Origin of the sequence: Streptomyces sp. NPDC048484 (genome assembly GCF_040651415.1) — a bacterium.
Taxonomy (GTDB): Bacteria; Actinomycetota; Actinomycetes; order Streptomycetales; family Streptomycetaceae; genus Streptomyces.
On record NZ_JBEZJY010000003.1, the window covers coordinates 126,285 to 141,383 of the forward strand.

Below are 15,099 nucleotides of genomic sequence, written 5' to 3' on the forward strand. Positions count from 1 at the left end.
GTGCCAGCCGGCACCGACAACGAGCCTCCCCCGAGCGAGGGAGACACCCTCCCCGGGCGGGGGAGGCCCAAGGCCCCGTCCGGCAGCGAACCTTGTGCCATGACCAGCATCGACGTCCAAGATCTCACCAAGGAGTACGGCACCACGCGCGCCGTGGACCGGCTGACCTTCCGCGTCGAGCCGGGCCGGGTCACCGGCTTCCTCGGTCCCAACGGCGCCGGGAAGTCCACCACCCTGCGGCTCGTGCTCGGCCTGGACCGGCCCACGTCCGGCACCGCCACCCTCGGCGGGCGCGCGTACGCGACACTGGAGGAGCCGTTGCGCCACGTCGGCGCCCTGCTCGACGCGCAGGCCGCGCACGGTTCGCGTACCGCGCGGGACCATCTGCGGGTACTCGCGGCGAGCAACCGTCTTCCCGAGCGCCGGGTGGACGAGGTCCTGGAGGAAGCGGGCCTCGCCTCGGTGGCCCGCCGCCGCGTCAGGACGTACTCCCTGGGCATGCGGCAGCGTCTGGGCATCGCCGCGGCACTGCTGGGCGACCCGCAGGTCATCCTGCTCGACGAGCCGTCGAACGGGCTGGACCCCGAAGGCATCATCTGGATCAGGGAGTTGCTGCGCCGGCTCGCCCGGGAGGGCCGCACCGTGCTCGTCTCCAGCCATCTGATGAACGAGACGGCGTCGTTCGCCGACCATCTCGTCGTGCTGGGGCGTGGCCGGCTCCTCGCCGACATGGCGATGCGGGAGTTCATCCACGCGCGCGTGGATCCCCGGGTACGGGTGCGTACCACGGACGGTGCGGCCCTCGGCGGCCTGCTCGCCCGCCACGGATACGAGGCCGTGGAGCGCCAGGGTGAGGGCGGGGCCGACAGCGAGAGGGAACGGTGGATCGTGCACCACGCGCGCGTGGACGACATCGGCCGCCTCGCCTCGGGCGCGGGCCTGCCCCTCCTCGAACTGGCGGCGGAGGAAGGCACGCTGGAGCAGGCCTACCTCGATCTGACGGCCACGGAGGCCGAGTTCGCCGCCCAGCTCCCGACTCAGCCGCAGGAGGCCTGACCGTGCCGTTCGCACCCGCACTCCACTCGGAGTGGCTCAAGATCCGCACCCTGCGGTCGCTGGTCGCCGGACTCGGCGCCCTTGTACTCGTCACCGCGGCGTTCTCCGCACTGGCCGGGCTCGACAACTCCGGGGACGCGGACATCGACCCCCTCTTCTCGGCGTTCTTCGGTGTCAGCTTCGGGCAGATCGCGGCGGTCACCTTCGGCGCGCAGGCCGTGTCGTCCGAGTTCCAGGGAGGTGCCCTGCGGGTCTCATTGACCGCGGTGCCCCGCCGCGGACGATGGTTCGCGGCCAAGGTGACGGCCATCGGCGCACCCGTCCTGGCCGTCGGTCTTCTCACCGGGGGCGTGAGCCTGGCCGTGGGCAGGGCAGTTCTCGGTGACCGGGCGAGCGGCATGAGCTGGGGCGAAGGACTGCGGGCAGTCGTGGGCTGCGGGATCTACCTGGCGCTGATGGCCCTGCTCGCGGCCGGGCTGGCCGCGCTGTTGCGCAGCGGCGTCGCCACACTGAGCATCCTCATCCCCTTCCTCCTGCTGGTCTCCTTCGTGGTCGGGGACATGTCCGGGAACGTCGCAGACTTCCTGCCCGACAGGGCGGGGCAGGTGGTGCTGCACGAGACGTGGGACGGCCTGCTCGGGCCGTGGAGCGGGCTCGCGGTGACAGCGGCGTGGACGTCGGCCGCGCTGCTGGCCGGATCATGGAGCGTCCGCCGCCGGGATGCGTGAACCGATGCGTGAACCGATCGTGAACCCGGACATCCGTGTCACCTGATGGGCCGCCAAGTGTCAGTGGTGACCGCTTTACTGGACTTCATGACCACTGAGCGACACCTCGCCACGATCGACGAGCTGTGCGTACGCGACTTCCCCGCGGCGCACGGCTGGTCGGACCTCGGCGCGGGGGGACCCGGCTACCACCTGGTGGTACTGGAGACGACGCGCGGCTTCGGTACGGGCGACCGGTCCGGCAGGGAGGAGATCGCGGACCAGTTCACCGCCTACAGAGAGGGCGTCTCGCAGCGACTGGGCGAGCGCTGGGGCGAGGCGGAACCGAAGAGCCTGGACGGCGTCTTCCTGCGCTCCGAGGACCCGGGCGAGCACATACCGAAGCCGTGGGCCTACCTCAGTGCCTACGTGCGATACGTGGACCTGTGGGAGGCCGACGGCAGCGGGCGCTGGGTCGCGGTGGGGGTCTCGGAGCCAAGGGAGGGGCACGAGTTCCAACTCTTGGCGCTGGTCACGGACTTGGACCCGCCATGACCGGCTACGCCTGAGCGACCTCTCGCAGCCGGCCGAACTCCTCCGCCATCGTCGCCGCCGTCCAGTGCGCGTTCAGACCACTGGGATTGGGCAGTACCCACACACGCGTCGAGCCGAACGTCCGCTCCTGCGGCCCCACGGCGGCCTTGCGGTCGTCGAAAGCCGCCCGGTAGGCGGTCACGCCCACCACCGCGAGCCACCGCGGCCGCAGCCGCTCCACCTTGGCGGCGAGCAGTCGCCCGCCCTCCCGGTACTCGTCCGCGCTCAGCTCGTCGGCCCGGGCACTCGCCCGCGCCACCACATTGGTGATGCCGAGCCCGTACGAGAGCAACTCGTCCTGTTCCGCGGGCATCAGCAGCCGGGGAGTGAAGCCGGACAGGTGCAGGACCGGCCAGAAGCGATTGCCGGGCCGCGCGAAGTGATGGCCCGTCGCGGCCGTCATCAATCCGGGGTTGATACCGCAGAACAGCACCTGGAGACCGTCCGCGACGACATCCGGCACGAGCCGGTCGCGGGCGGCCTCCAACTCGGCGGCGGTGAACCGTGTCAGAGGATCGCCCCCGGCGTGTAGCCCGCGGCCTCCGGATGCTGCTTCACGATCTCCTCGATGCGGGCGACGACCACGGCCACCTGCTCGGCGGCGGCACCGGTGAAGGACAGCTTGTCGGCCATCAGCGTGTCGAGCCCCGCGCGGTCGAGCGGGATGCGCTCGTCCGCGGCGAGCTTGTCAAGGAGCTCGTTGCGCTCGGCGCCCTGCTCACGCATGGCGAGGGCGGAGGCGACGGCGTTCTCCTTGATGGCCTCGTGCGCGACCTCCCGGCCGACACCCGCGCGCACCGCGCCCATCAGGACCTTCGTCGTCGCGAGGAACGGCAGGTAGCGGTCCAGCTCGCGTGCGACGACCGCCGGGAAGGCGCCGAACTCGTCGAGGACGGTGAGGAAGGTCTCCAGCAGACCGTCCAGCGCGAAGAACGCGTCCGGCAGCGCGACCCGGCGCACCACCGAGCAGGACACGTCGCCCTCGTTCCACTGGTCACCCGCCAGCTCGCCCGTCATCGAGGCGTAACCGCGCAGGATCACCATCAGGCCGTTGACGCGCTCGCAGGAGCGGGTGTTCATCTTGTGCGGCATCGCCGAGGAACCGACCTGGCCCGGCTTGAAGCCCTCGGTCACCAGCTCGTGCCCGGCCATCAGCCGGATGGTCTTGGCGGTGGACGAAGGGGCGGCGGCCAGCTGCACCAGCGCGGTCACGACCTCGTAGTCCAGCGAGCGCGGGTAGACCTGACCCACCGACGTGAACGCCTGCGAGAAACCGAGGTGCCCGGCGATCCGCTGTTCCAGGTCGGCGAGCTTGGCCGCGTCCCCGCCCAGCAGGTCGAGCATGTCCTGCGCCGTGCCCACCGGGCCCTTGATGCCGCGCAGCGGGTAGCGGCCGAGCAGTTCCTCGACCCGGCTGTGCGCGACGAGCAGCTCGTCGGCGGCGGTCGCGAAACGCTTGCCGAGGGTGGTCGCCTGCGCCGCCACGTTGTGGGAGCGGCCCGCCATGACCAGCTCGCCGTACTCGCCCGCGAGCTTGCCGAGGCGCGCGAGGACGGCGACCGTGCGGTCGCGCACCAGCTCCAGGGAAAGCCGGATCTGCAGCTGCTCCACGTTCTCGGTGAGGTCGCGGGACGTCATGCCCTTGTGAACGTGCTCGTGCCCGGCGAGGTCGTTGAACTCCTCGATCCGCGCCTTCACGTCGTGTCGCGTGACCTTCTCGCGCTCGGCGATCGAGACCAGGTCGACCTGGTCGAGGACCCGCTCGTAGTCGGCGAGGGCGGCGTCGGGCACCTCGATCCCGAGGTCCTTCTGGGCCCGCAGCACGGCGAGCCACAGCTGACGTTCCAGCTTCACCTTCTGCTCGGGGGACCACAGGGTGGCGAGCTCGGCCGAGGCATAGCGGCCGGCGAGGACGTTCGGGATACGGGGCTTTGCGGGCGCAGTCACGTGTACGGAGTTTACCGGGCGTCCATACAGGCTCCGAACCATCCAGCTTGTGTAGGAAGCTACAGGTCAGAGGCTCCCTGGCCGGTCCTGATGCGAGTACCGGCGCCGCTGACACGGACGCGCGGGTCACCCGCGCGCAGCGTCACCGTGAGCTCGCCGGGGCGGCCCAGATCCGTGCCCTGGTGCAGGGTGAGAACGGCGTCCTCGGGGACCAGGCCGAGCTCACGGGCGTACGCGCCGAACGCGGCGGCTGCGGCGCCGGTCGCCGGGTCCTCTACGACGCCGCCGACGGGGAAGGGGTCACGGACATGGAAGATGGCGGCCGACTCCCGCCACACCAGCTGGACCGTGGTCAGATCCAAGCGGTGCATCAGGGCTTCGAGGCGCGTGAAGTCGTAGGCGAGATCCGCGAGGCGCTCGCGGGTGGCCGCCGCGAGAACGAGGTGACGGGCGCCGGCGAAGGCGATGCGGGGCGGGAAGGCCGGGTCGAGATCGGTGGTCGGCCAGTCGAGTGCGGCGAGCGCCTCCACGAGGTCGGCGTCGGCGATCTCCTCGATGTGCGGCTCGACACTGGTGAGCGTGGCCCGGAGCGTCTCGCCCTCCTCGGCCACCTCCACGGGCACGGTGCCTGCGCGCGTCGCGAACACCAGCTCCCCGGGGCCTGTCCGCTCGGCGAGCGCGACAGCGGCCGCGACGGTGGCGTGCCCGCAGAACGGCACCTCGGCCTTGGGGCTGAAGTAGCGGATGCTGTAGGCCCGCCCCTCCTGGCCGCCGAGGCCCTCCGGGGGCGCGGTCAGGAACGCGGACTCCGAGTATCCGAGGTCGGCGGCGATGGCCAGCATGTCGCTGTCGGCCAGGGTGGTGGCGTCCAGAACGACACCTGCGGGGTTTCCGCCGTCGGGGGCGCTGGAGAAGGCGGTGTAGCGCAGCACCTCGGGCCTCGGCGTGTTAGTCGTCATGCTCCTGGCAACGCGGGGCGGGGCCATGGCAGTTCCCGCCATACCCATGTCCATCCCATGTCCATGAGGACGATTGTTCGGCTGAATGGGGGTCGGAACCGGCTTGAGCAGCGCACCTCGTGGACGACGAGGCGTTCAACTCGTGGATCCTTGGTCGCACCCCCGCCCGACGCTGGGGGACGGTGGCCGACGTGGTCGGCCCCACCGTGTGGCTCGCGTCCAACGCCGCCGACCACGTCAACGGCCAGGTCGTCTTCGTCGACGGCGGCATGACGGCTGACGGCGGCATGACGGCTGTCGTCCGAGAAGGGAACCGTCCATGACCACCAGCACCACCACCGCGGTCGTCGCCCACGGCGCCGACGACCTCCGGGTCGAGCAGGTCGACCTGCGCACTCCCGAGCCGTACGAAGCGGCCGTCGCCGTCGCCTACGGCGGCATCTGCGGCTCCGACCTGCACTACTGGCGGCACGGCGCCGTCGGCCAATCGATCCTCCGGGCGCCGATGGTCCTCGGGCACGAGGTGGTCGGCACCGTCGTGCACGCGGCGTCCGACGGAACCGGTCCGGCCGAGGGAACCCCGGTCACGGTCCACCCCGCGACCCACGAGGACACCGACGTCCGCTTCCCCCGGCACCGCCCCAACCTGTCGCCCGCCGTGCGCTACCTGGGCTCGGCCGCCCGGTTCCCGCACACCGAGGGAGCCTTCGCCCGCGAGATCGTGCTGCCCGCGGCGATGCTGCGCGAGCTGCCCCGCGGGATCGACCTCCGGGTCGCCGCCCTGGCCGAGCCGGCCGCCGTCGCCTGGCACGCCGTGTCCCGGGCCGGCGATCTCAGGGGCAAGCGCGTCCTCGTCGTCGGCAGCGGACCCATCGGAGCGCTCGCCGTGGCGGTGGCGGCACGGGCCGGCGCCGTGGAGATCGTGGCGGTCGACCTGCACGCGAAGCCGCGCGAGATCGCGACCGCCGTAGGTGCCACCCGCACCTTGGACGCGGGGGACGCCGAGGCCATCGCCGCCGTGGACGCGGACGTGGTCATCGAGTCCTCCGGCAGCCACCGAGGCCTGGCGTCCGCCCTGCGCGGCGCCACCCGCGGCGGAACGGTGGTCATGGTGGGCCTGCTGCCGAACGGCGACCAGCCCGTACCGGTCGCGCACGCCATCACCCGGGAACTGCGGCTGGTCGGCTCGTTCCGTTTCAACGACGAGATCGACGACGTGATCACCGCGCTCGCCGACGGATCCCTGGCGATCGATCCGGTCGTCACGCACTCCTTCCCCGTGGAGGAGGCGCTGGAGGCCTTCGCGGTCGCCGCCGACGCCTCGGTCTCGGGCAAGGTCCTGCTCGCATTCTGACGACGCCACCCGGGTGCGGTCCAGGCGGGCCGTCCTGCTCGTGGGGCGGGCGGGGCAGGGCTCGAAAGCCTGCGGCCGGCCCCCGCCTACGTGGTCAGCCGTACGAACGACCTGCTCGCCGCGGACCCCGCCGGGCGCAGGCTGCTCGCCGGGATCGACGCACCGGACCTGCCCCGGCTGGTCGGTGAACTCCTGCTGAAGAGCCCGGAGTTCGCCCGCAGTTGGGCCGAACGCGGAACACGCCGAAGAGAAACGGAACTGACGGCGCCGCGGGCATTCCGACACGTCGGAGGACGGCGCCGGAGGGGCCGTGGATCAGGGCTGGATCAAGACCTTCAGAGCGGTCCTGTCGGCCATGGCCCGGTAGCCGTCCGGTACGCCGTCGAAGGCGACCGTGTGATCGAAGACCCGACCGGGATCGACCGTGCCGTCGAGGATGTCGGGCAGCAGTTCCTCGATGTAGGCGCGGGCCGGGGCGGCGCCACCGGTGACGGTGATGTTGGCCATCATCGACTCGAATCCGAGCGGGATGCCGGTGTACTGGGCGACGCCCAGCCGGCTGATCACACCACCGTCACGGACGATGCCGAGCGCCGTGTCCATCGCCTGTGTGGCGCCGACGGCCTCCACCACCGCGTGCGTGCCGTCGCCACCCGTCAGCTCCCGCACCCGCTCGATGCCTTCCTCGCCGCGCTCGGGCACGACGTCGGTGGCGCCGAAGTCGCGGCCCAGGTCGGTACGGTCCGTGTGCCGCCCCATGAGGATGATCTGCTCGGCACCCAGCCGCTTGGCGGCCAGCACCGCGCACAGTCCGACAGCGCCGTCACCGATCACGGTGACGGACCTGCCGGGGGCGACCCGGGAGGTCACCACTCCGTGGTGGCCGGTGCAGTACACGTCGGACAGCGTCAGCAGGGACGGCAACAGGGCCGAGTCCTCGGCCACCGGCAGCTTCACCAGCGTGCCCTGCGCCTGCGGGACCCGCACGGCCTCGCCCTGGCCGCCGTCCACACCGTTCAGGCCCCACTGACCGCCGTGCCGACAGGAGGTCTGCAGGCCCTCGGCACAGAAGTCGCAGGTGTTGTCCGCCCATACGAACGGTGCGACCACCAGGTCACCGGACCTCAGCCCCGACACGTCCGATCCGACGTCCTCGACCACGCCGAGGAACTCGTGGCCCATGTGCCGACCGTGCTCCGAGGCCGGCATGGAGCCGTACGGCCACAGGTCGCTCCCGCAGACGCAGGAACGCACGACGCGTACGAGGGCGTCCGTGGAGTTCTGGATCTTGGGGTCGGGGACGTTCTCGACGCGGACATCGCCGGCGCCGTACATCACTGTTGCTCGCATGAAACTTCTCCCAAAGCGCGATGGTGCTGATCGGAAAGTGCGGCCGCCCGTGGGCACGGGCAGCGCGTCGAGTTCGGCGAGGGCCGCGGCGCTCAGCTCGACATCTGCCGCCGCGGCGTTGTCCGCCAGGTACTTCGGCGCCCTGGTCCCGGGAATGGGCACGACGTACTCACCGTGTGTCCATACCCGAGCCTGCGCCATCTGGGCCGGAGTGCCCCCGAGACGGTGCTCCCGTCCCCGGGTGGGGGTCTCCGGTGGAAATCTCCAACGACATCGACTCTTCACCCATCACCCGCCGCGTGCCAGGGCGGGCTGTGCAGGGGAGTGACATTCCGGGGTGTGACAGGGCCCCCCACGGACGCCTGCACCTGGACGTACGGGCCGCACCCGGTCTGCACGGCGACGAGCGGACGGCCGCCCTCGAAGCGGAGTGCGAGCGCCTCGTCGGTCTCGGTGCCATCCGCTTGCGCCGCGCGAGCCGGCTCCTCCTGCCAGCGCGCGCTACCGAACACTTGCCCAGTGCTCCACCCTTCGGGGTGGAGGTGAAGGGCATCCTGTCCATAGCGGCCCGTAGGGTCGCAGTGGCATGGCTCGGGTCGCCTGGCCGGACAACGGGGTTGTCCGGCCTACCGCCGGACGGGCGGGAAGTCAGGCCTGCGGAGGCCCTGTAAGACCGCTCCTCACCGGTCGGCAGAGGCCCGTGAAAGAGGAACCCGTGGTGGTACTGCGTAGCAGTACGGACCGGAATCACCTGCCCTCGGGCAGGTGAGGGCGTCAAATCGTGATGGCCAATCCGGAGGGAAACGAGTTCTGCATGGACTGAACGACGGGGAACTTCACCCCGGTGATGTCTTCGGAGACGGCCCACAGCCGCTGCTGGACGGCTGCCTCGTACGACTGCGGGCTGGAGGTGACCAGCCGGGGGTGGCCCTTGACCTCGTTGCATCCGCCGGGACCGTAGTACTGGCCGCCGAGCGCGGCGGGGTCGGCGGCGGCGCGCAGGGTCGGCAGCGCGCCCATCGCCGGCGTCTGGGTGATCAGCGGCGCGAGCCAGGTGATCGGAAGCCGGAGGGCCGCGGGGGTGTTGCGGGCGAGTTCGGTGCTGGACAGGCCGGGGTGCGCGGCCAGCGCGACGGTGGTGCCGTGCGCGGCGAGCCGGCGCTGCAGCTCGTACGTGAACATCAGGTTGGCCAGCTTGGACTGGCCATAGGCGGCGACCCGGCTGTACGACCGCTCCCAGTGCAGGTCGTCGAAGTGGATCGCGGCCCGGATGCGGTGGCCGGTGCTGCTGACCGTCACCACGCGCGAGCCGGGCACCGGCAGCATCAGATCCAGCAGTAGTCCGGTGAGCGCGAAGTGGCCGAGGTGGTTGGTGCCGAACTGCATCTCGAAGCCGTCCCGGGTGGTCTGCTTCGGGGTGTACATCACGCCGGCGTTGTTGATCAGGAGGTCGATCCGGCCGAGCCGGGTCCGCAGCGCCGCGGCCGCGGTCCGGACGGAGTCGAGCGAGGTCAGGTCCAGCGCCTGCACGCTCACGTCGCCGGTCATGCGGGCCGCGGCCTGCTCGCCCTTCTCGACGTTGCGCACGGCGAGCACCACGGAGGCCCCGCGCTCGGCGAGCGCCTTGGCGGTCTCGTACCCCAGGCCGGTGTTGGCCCCGGTCACCACGGCCACCCGCCCGCGCTGGTCCGGAATATTCGCCGTCGTCCACTTCTCGCTCATGCCAGGCTCCCAACTAACTAACGTACCGAAGGTATCTTGCGCCGACGACGTTAAAGTACTCTCGGTACGTTGTCAACGTACCGGAGGTACCTAAGTTAGGGTGGTGGTCGTGACTTTCCAGCGGGCGCGAACCGAAGAGCAGCGGGAGATCCGCCGACGGGCGATCCTCGACACGGCGTCGGCGATGCTCGACGAGATGCCCGTGGCCGCGGTCACCCTGAACGAGCTCAGCCGCCGCGTAGGACTGGCGAAGCCGAACGTGCTGCGCTACTTCGAGTCTCGCGAGGCGGTGCTGCTGGAACTGCTGGACAGCCTCCTGCAGGAGTGGCTGACGGAACTGGCAGGCGAGTTGGCCGCCGGCGCCGACGAGAAGCTGCCCATGGACGAGCGAGCGGCAGCGGTGGCCGAGGTCCTCAGCCGCTCACTCTCCGGCCGAGTGGTGCTGTGCGACCTCTTCGGTGCACAGAGCAGCGTCCTGGAACGCAACGTCTCCGTCGAGGTCGTCGCACGCTACAAGCGCGCCTCCCTGGGCCGCCTGACAACCATGACCGCCCTGATCCTGAAGTACCTGCCCGAGCTGGGCGAGAACGCGACGCTGTTCAGCCTGCAAACCATGCTCATGGCCGGCGTGCTGCCGACGTACAGCACACCCCCGCCCAGCCTGCAGGCGGCCTACCAGGCCGAGCCCGACCTGGCCCGCTTCCACTTGGAGCTGAAGGACTCCTTGAAGCTGGCCCTGACCGCAACCCTCCTGGGCGTGCTGCCCCGCCGCTGACCTGCGACGCACTGGAACGCCGAGCACGGCCACCAGCGCCTGCACCGCCTTCGCCCGCGGCCTGCCGGAAGAACGGCGGTCCTCGATCTCCCGGGGGCTGACGCGGGTGCTGCCCTACTCCACAGGCCCCTTGTACTCCTCGTACGGCAGTAGTTCCGGTCGTTTGGGCGCGCGGCCGTCCCCCGAGGAGCGGCCGGTCAGCCGGCGGCCGATCCAGGGCAGCAGGAACTGGCGGGCGAAGCGGACGTCGGCGGTCCGGCGGGCGGCCCAGCCGGGCGGGGCCGAGGGCGGCATCGGGGTGTGCCACTCGGCGTCCTGCGCCGCGTGCCCGAGCGCCTGCCACACGGCCTCGGCGACCCGGCGGTGTCCCTCGCCCGTCAGATGCAGCCGGTCCACGTCCCACATGCGGGGGTCGCCCAGGGACCGCGCTCCGTAGAGGTCGACCACGAGTGCGCCGTGGCGGGACGCGAGATCGTCGATACAGACGAACAGTTCTTCCATACGGGGGCGGAACCGTTCCAGGACCGGGCCCTGGCGGCCGGGGCTGCGCATCAGGACGAGCTGCTTGCAGGCCGGCGCCAGGCGGTTCACGGCCTCTTCCAGGAGATCCCGGACGCGCACCATGTCGCACTTGGGCCGCAGGGTGTCGTTGAGGCCGCCGACCAGCGTGATCACGTCGGGCTGCATCGCCACCGCGACGTCCACCTGCTCGGCGACGATCTGTCCGATGAGTTTTCCGCGCACCGCGAGGTTGGCGTAGCGGAAGCCGGGCGTTTGCGCGGCCATCCGGGCCGCGAGGAGATCCGCCCATCCCCGGTACGAGCCGTCGGGAAGGAGATCCGACATGCCCTCGGTGAAGGAGTCGCCGACCGCGACAAGGCTGGTGAAGGTGGCATTCGTCTGCATGGCGGAAGAAATAATAGCGCGTGCACATACCCGCTGGTCTGCCCGTCGGCGGAGCCGTCGGCGTGCTCCGCGGGAGCGTCACACCGGCTGACCGAACAACTCCCTCAGCACGTCCTCCATCGTCACAAGACCGGCCAGCCGCCCGTCCGAGCCGAGCACCGCCGCCAGATGCGTACGACCGCGCCGCATCGCGGTCAGCACGTCGTCGAGCGGCGTGCTCTCCCGGACGCGGGCGATGGACCGCATGTCCCGCACCTGGAACGGCAGGTCGCGCGGCATCGCGTCCAGGGCGTCCTTGACGTGCAGGTAGCCGACGATGCGCAGTCCGTCGTCCACGACGGGGAAGCGGGAGAAGCCGGACTCGGCGGACAGCGCCTCCAACTGCTCCGGGGTGACGCCCACGCGCGCGTGGACCACCCGTTCCAGCGGCAGCACCACGTCGCGCACGGGACGGCGGCCCAGCTCCAGGGCGTCGTGCAGACGCTCCTGGGCGCGGTCGTCGATCAGCCCCGCCGCACTGGAATCCTTCACGAGGCGGGCCAGTTCCGTGTCGGAGAAGGTCGCGGACACCTCGTCCCGGACCTCGACCCGCAGCAGCCGCAGCAGCGCGTTGGCGAACGCGTTGACCGTGAAGATCACCGGCCGCAGCGTCCGGGACAGGGCGACCAGCGGCGGACCGAGCAGCAGGGCCGTCCGCACGGGTTCGGCGAGTGCGATGTTCTTCGGCACCATCTCGCCGAGCAGCATGTGCAGATACGTGGCCAGGGCGAGCGCGATCACGAACGAGATGGCGTGCCCGGTTCCGGCCGACAGTCCCACCGCGTGGAACACCGGCTCCAGCAGATGCGCGATGGCGGGTTCGGCGACGATACCCAGGACCAGCGTGCACAGCGTGATGCCGAGCTGCGCGGCCGCCATCAGCGCGGACACGTGCTCCAGCCCCCACAGCACACTGCGCGCCCGCCGGTCGCCCGCCTCGCCGCTCTCCATGGACTGCTCGATCTGGCTGCGGCGCACGGAGATCAGCGCGAACTCGGCCGCCACGAAGAAGGCGTTCACGACCAGGGTGGCCAGGCCGATCAGCAGTTGTACGGCGGTCATCGCCCCCGCCCTCCTTCGGTTCCCGCTGCTTCGGTTCCTGCTACTTCGGTTTCCGTTTCCTTCGAGCCCGCATCTTTCGGTCCCGTTCCTCTTGATCCCGTTTCTCTTGATCCTGTTTCTTCGGAACGGGTGTCTCCGGTGCCCGGTGGGTGCATCAGCACGCGTGCGGCCCGCCGTCCCGTGGCGTCCACGACGTCCAGCCGCCACCCCGCGACCTCGACCGTGTCCGTCTCGACGGGGATGCGCCCCAACTCCGTCGCGATGAGACCCGCGAGTGTCTCGTACGGCCCGTCGGGCGCGCGCAGCCCGACACGGGCGAGCCGGTCGGTGCGGATGGAACCGTCGGCCGAGTACAGCGTGCGGCCCTCGTCGTCCGTCCCGGCCGGGGCCAGGTCGGGCGTCTCGTGCGGGTCGTGCTCGTCGCGCACCTCGCCGACGACCTCCTCGACGATGTCCTCCAGGGTCGCGACCCCGGCGGTGCCGCCGTACTCGTCGATGACGACGGCCATCGTGCGCTTGCCGGACAGCCGGTCCAGCAGCCGGTCGACGGTCAGCGTCTCCGGTACGAGCAGGGGCTCGCGCATCACCTGCGACACGGTCGTACGGGCCCTGCGGTCGGCCGGCACGCCGATGACGTCCTTGATGTGCGCGACCCCGACGACCGAGTCGAGGTTGCCGCGGTGGACGGGGAAGCGTGAAAGGCCGGTGGCCCGCGTCGCGTTCGCCACGTCCTCGCAGGTCGCCTGGACGTCGAGGGACATCACCTGGACACGCGGCGTCATGACGTTCTCCGCGGTGAGGTCGGCGAGGTTCAGCGTGCGGACGAACAGTTCGGCGGTGTCCGCCTCCAGGGCGCCCAGCTTCGCGGAGTGCCGGGCCAGGGCGACCAGTTCCCGCGGGCCGCGCGCGGAGGCCAGCTCCTCGGCGGGCTCGACGCCGAAACGGCGGACGACACGGTTGGCGGTGTTGTTGAGGTGGGAGATGAACGGCCGGAACACCGCGCTGAACCAGCGCTGCGGCGTAGCCACCCGCTTGGCCACGGCGAGTGGTGAGGAGATCGCCCAGTTCTTGGGCACCAGCTCGCCGACGACCATCAGGAAGACCGTCGACAGGGCCGTACCGATCACCAACGCGACCGACGAGGTCGCCGAGCCCGGTACCCCGGCCGCTTCGAGGGGCCCGGCGATGAGCTCGGCGACGGACGACTCGGCGAGCATGCCGACGACCAGGTTGGTGACGGTGATGCCGAGCTGCGCGCCGGAGAGCTGGAAGGTGAGATTCCGTACGGCTCTGAGGGCGCCCGTCGCGCCGACCTCGCCGCGCTCGACGGCCCGTTCCAGCTGGCTTCGCTCGACCGTGGTCAGCGAGAACTCGGCCGCGACGAACACGCCGCAGGCCAGTGAGAGCAGCACCGCAACGGCGAGGAGGAGTACTTCGGTCATCGGGTCACCTCCGTTCCATGATCGGGCAGGTACGAAGGAAGCGCGCGATGTCGACGCGGCGGGACGCCGTGCCGTCGGCTGTCGGAAGGCTCGCCCATGGCCGGCCGCCCCCACCTTTCCTAAGGGGACGATGCAGTCCCTTGTGATCGAATGCGTGATCGAATGGCCGGGGAAGCCCCGGCCGAGTTCACTCGACCAGCGGCTTGACCCAGCGCCGCCAGTGTTCTTCCGGCGCGTACCCCGCCGCGCGCCAGGCATGGTGCGCCGATTCGTTGCGTCGCAGCACCATCGCGTCGGCGCGGCGCCCGCCGAGGCGTGCGAACCGCTCCTCCGCCGCGACCAGGAGCGCCGAACCGATGCCCTGACGTCGCCGGGCCGGATCCACCGCGAGCCGGTACAGATGGCAGCGCCAGCCGTCGAATCTTGGCTGCTCACAAGCGTCTCGCTGCCCGTGTCTACAGGGGCTTGACCCAGCGTCGCCAGCGGTCCTCGCGATGGTAGCCACTCGCAGCCCAGGTGTGGTGGGCCTGTTCATTGGCTTCTAGGACCATGGCGTCGACGCGTCGCCCGCCCAGGGCGGCGAAACGTTGTTCTGCGGCTTCCAGTAGGGCGGTGGCGATGCCTTGTCGACGGTGGTCGGGGTGTACGGCGAGTCGGTAGGCGGAGCATCGCCATCCGTCGAAGCCGGCTATGACGGTTCCGGTGAGGGTGCCGTCGCGCTCGGCGAGGAGCAGTGCTTCGGGGTCTCGTGAGATGAGCTGGTTCACGCCGTCGTGGTCGTCGCTGATGCTCGTTCCTTCTGCGGCGTCGCACCAGAACTGCAGCACGGTGTCGACGTCTGCGAGAGTGGCGTGGCGGATGTGGAGATCGCTCATGGGGCGAGCCAAGCAGAGTGCCCGCCTGCTGGCGAGCGGTTTCCGCGGCGGGGAATCGACGGAGGGGTGGGCTTGGTCCCGGTTTTCTGCAAGCCGCGAGCTCGTCGGCCGAATCCTCGTGTACTGCCCACTTCGGTGGGGACCACGGGTACAGCGCGAGTTCGCCCCGTGTCTTCGCCGAACGACCTTCGAGGACGGGGGTGAACCTCCGTGCGTCACTTGTTCAACCGCCTGGTCGGCCAGATCTATTACTGCCTGCAGCACGGCGAACGCTACGACGAAACACCGGCCTTCCCGTCGCCGTCGGGAGG

General features: G+C 70.7%; 15 protein-coding genes and 3 pseudogenes. 8 read left to right on the forward strand and 10 right to left on the reverse strand.

What is annotated here, in order from left to right; all coding sequences use genetic code 11:
- Window positions 1-99 precede the first annotated feature (99 nt).
- The 3 genes from AB0D14_RS03865 to AB0D14_RS03875 all read left to right on the forward strand — a co-directional run bounded on the left by AB0D14_RS03865 (window position 100) and on the right by AB0D14_RS03875 (window position 2,318).
- Window positions 100-1,056: an ABC transporter ATP-binding protein gene (locus tag AB0D14_RS03865; RefSeq protein ID WP_362774241.1), complete on the forward strand. Its 957-nt coding sequence runs from the start codon at window positions 100-102 to the stop codon at window positions 1,054-1,056.
- A 2-nt stretch (window positions 1,057-1,058) separates the two neighbouring features.
- The gene (locus tag AB0D14_RS03870; RefSeq protein ID WP_362774244.1) at window positions 1,059-1,784 is read left to right on the forward strand and encodes an ABC transporter permease subunit; all 726 of its coding nucleotides are present in this window, start codon (window positions 1,059-1,061) and stop codon (window positions 1,782-1,784) included.
- Window positions 1,785-1,871: 87 nt separating this feature from the next.
- Window positions 1,872-2,318, forward strand: coding sequence for a hypothetical protein (locus AB0D14_RS03875; protein ID WP_362774247.1), 447 nt, complete (start codon window positions 1,872-1,874; stop codon window positions 2,316-2,318).
- 4 nt (window positions 2,319-2,322) lie between these two features.
- On the opposite strand, the gene mug is transcribed toward AB0D14_RS03875, so the two are convergent.
- Genes mug through AB0D14_RS03890 form a run of 3 tightly spaced genes read right to left on the reverse strand, consistent with a single transcriptional unit; the run spans window position 2,323 to window position 5,263 of the window.
- Window positions 2,323-2,868 (reverse strand): G/U mismatch-specific DNA glycosylase, encoded by a 546-nt coding sequence (gene mug, locus AB0D14_RS03880; RefSeq protein ID WP_362774654.1) that lies wholly within the window; start codon window positions 2,866-2,868, stop codon window positions 2,323-2,325.
- On the reverse strand, window positions 2,865-4,346 hold the full coding sequence (gene purB / locus AB0D14_RS03885; protein WP_362774249.1) for an adenylosuccinate lyase: 1,482 nt from the start codon (window positions 4,344-4,346) through the stop codon (window positions 2,865-2,867). The genes mug and purB overlap by 4 nt, the downstream gene beginning before the upstream one ends.
- 17 nt (window positions 4,347-4,363) lie before the next feature.
- Complete coding sequence (locus AB0D14_RS03890) at window positions 4,364-5,263, reverse strand: PhzF family phenazine biosynthesis isomerase (protein WP_362774252.1); 900 nt, start codon at window positions 5,261-5,263, stop codon at window positions 4,364-4,366.
- A 119-nt stretch (window positions 5,264-5,382) separates the two neighbouring features.
- On the opposite strand from AB0D14_RS03890, the gene AB0D14_RS03895 reads away from it, so the two are divergent.
- The 3 genes and pseudogenes from AB0D14_RS03895 to AB0D14_RS03905 all read left to right on the forward strand — a co-directional run.
- A complete protein-coding gene (locus tag AB0D14_RS03895) occupies window positions 5,383-5,586 on the forward strand; it encodes an SDR family oxidoreductase (RefSeq protein ID WP_362774255.1) in 204 nt (67 codons plus the stop codon).
- Window positions 5,583-6,617 carry an L-idonate 5-dehydrogenase gene (locus tag AB0D14_RS03900; protein ID WP_362774258.1) on the forward strand — a complete coding sequence of 345 codons (1,035 nt, stop codon included), beginning with the start codon at window positions 5,583-5,585 and terminating at the stop codon, window positions 6,615-6,617. The genes AB0D14_RS03895 and AB0D14_RS03900 overlap by 4 nt, the downstream gene beginning before the upstream one ends.
- A gap of 60 nt (window positions 6,618-6,677) precedes the next feature.
- Window positions 6,678-6,842, forward strand: a pseudogene (locus AB0D14_RS03905) (transcriptional regulator); the annotation flags it as partial.
- A gap of 90 nt (window positions 6,843-6,932) precedes the next feature.
- Here the strand turns inward: AB0D14_RS03905 and AB0D14_RS03910 are convergent.
- Window positions 6,933-7,967, reverse strand: coding sequence for an alcohol dehydrogenase catalytic domain-containing protein (locus AB0D14_RS03910; protein WP_362774656.1), 1,035 nt, complete (start codon window positions 7,965-7,967; stop codon window positions 6,933-6,935).
- Between the two features lie 359 nt (window positions 7,968-8,326).
- On the opposite strand from AB0D14_RS03910, the pseudogene AB0D14_RS03915 reads away from it, so the two are divergent.
- Window positions 8,327-8,541: pseudogene (locus AB0D14_RS03915) on the forward strand (hypothetical protein); the annotation flags it as partial.
- Between the two features lie 200 nt (window positions 8,542-8,741).
- Here the strand turns inward: AB0D14_RS03915 and AB0D14_RS03920 are convergent.
- Window positions 8,742-9,689 carry an SDR family NAD(P)-dependent oxidoreductase gene (locus AB0D14_RS03920; RefSeq protein ID WP_362774261.1) on the reverse strand — a complete coding sequence of 316 codons (948 nt, stop codon included), beginning with the start codon at window positions 9,687-9,689 and terminating at the stop codon, window positions 8,742-8,744.
- 109 nt (window positions 9,690-9,798) lie between these two features.
- On the opposite strand from AB0D14_RS03920, the gene AB0D14_RS03925 reads away from it, so the two are divergent.
- Window positions 9,799-10,464 carry a TetR/AcrR family transcriptional regulator gene (locus AB0D14_RS03925; RefSeq protein ID WP_362774264.1) on the forward strand — a complete coding sequence of 222 codons (666 nt, stop codon included), beginning with the start codon at window positions 9,799-9,801 and terminating at the stop codon, window positions 10,462-10,464.
- Window positions 10,465-10,578: 114 nt separating this feature from the next.
- Here AB0D14_RS03925 and AB0D14_RS03930 read toward each other — a convergent pair whose 3' ends face one another.
- The 5 genes and pseudogenes from AB0D14_RS03930 to AB0D14_RS03950 all read right to left on the reverse strand — a co-directional run bounded on the left by AB0D14_RS03930 (window position 10,579) and on the right by AB0D14_RS03950 (window position 14,788).
- Complete coding sequence (locus AB0D14_RS03930) at window positions 10,579-11,370, reverse strand: SGNH/GDSL hydrolase family protein (RefSeq protein WP_362774267.1); 792 nt, start codon at window positions 11,368-11,370, stop codon at window positions 10,579-10,581.
- A 78-nt stretch (window positions 11,371-11,448) separates the two neighbouring features.
- The gene (locus AB0D14_RS03935; RefSeq protein ID WP_362774269.1) at window positions 11,449-12,471 is read right to left on the reverse strand and encodes a hemolysin family protein; all 1,023 of its coding nucleotides are present in this window, start codon (window positions 12,469-12,471) and stop codon (window positions 11,449-11,451) included.
- A complete protein-coding gene (locus AB0D14_RS03940; protein WP_362774272.1) occupies window positions 12,468-13,913 on the reverse strand; it encodes a hemolysin family protein in 1,446 nt (481 codons plus the stop codon). Before AB0D14_RS03940 ends, AB0D14_RS03935 begins: the two co-directional genes overlap by 4 nt.
- Window positions 13,914-14,100: 187 nt before the next feature.
- Window positions 14,101-14,334, reverse strand: a pseudogene (locus AB0D14_RS03945) (GNAT family N-acetyltransferase); the annotation flags it as partial.
- A gap of 34 nt (window positions 14,335-14,368) precedes the next feature.
- Window positions 14,369-14,788 (reverse strand): GNAT family N-acetyltransferase, encoded by a 420-nt coding sequence (locus AB0D14_RS03950; RefSeq protein ID WP_362774274.1) that lies wholly within the window; start codon window positions 14,786-14,788, stop codon window positions 14,369-14,371.
- Window positions 14,789-15,099: the final 311 nt, after the last annotated feature.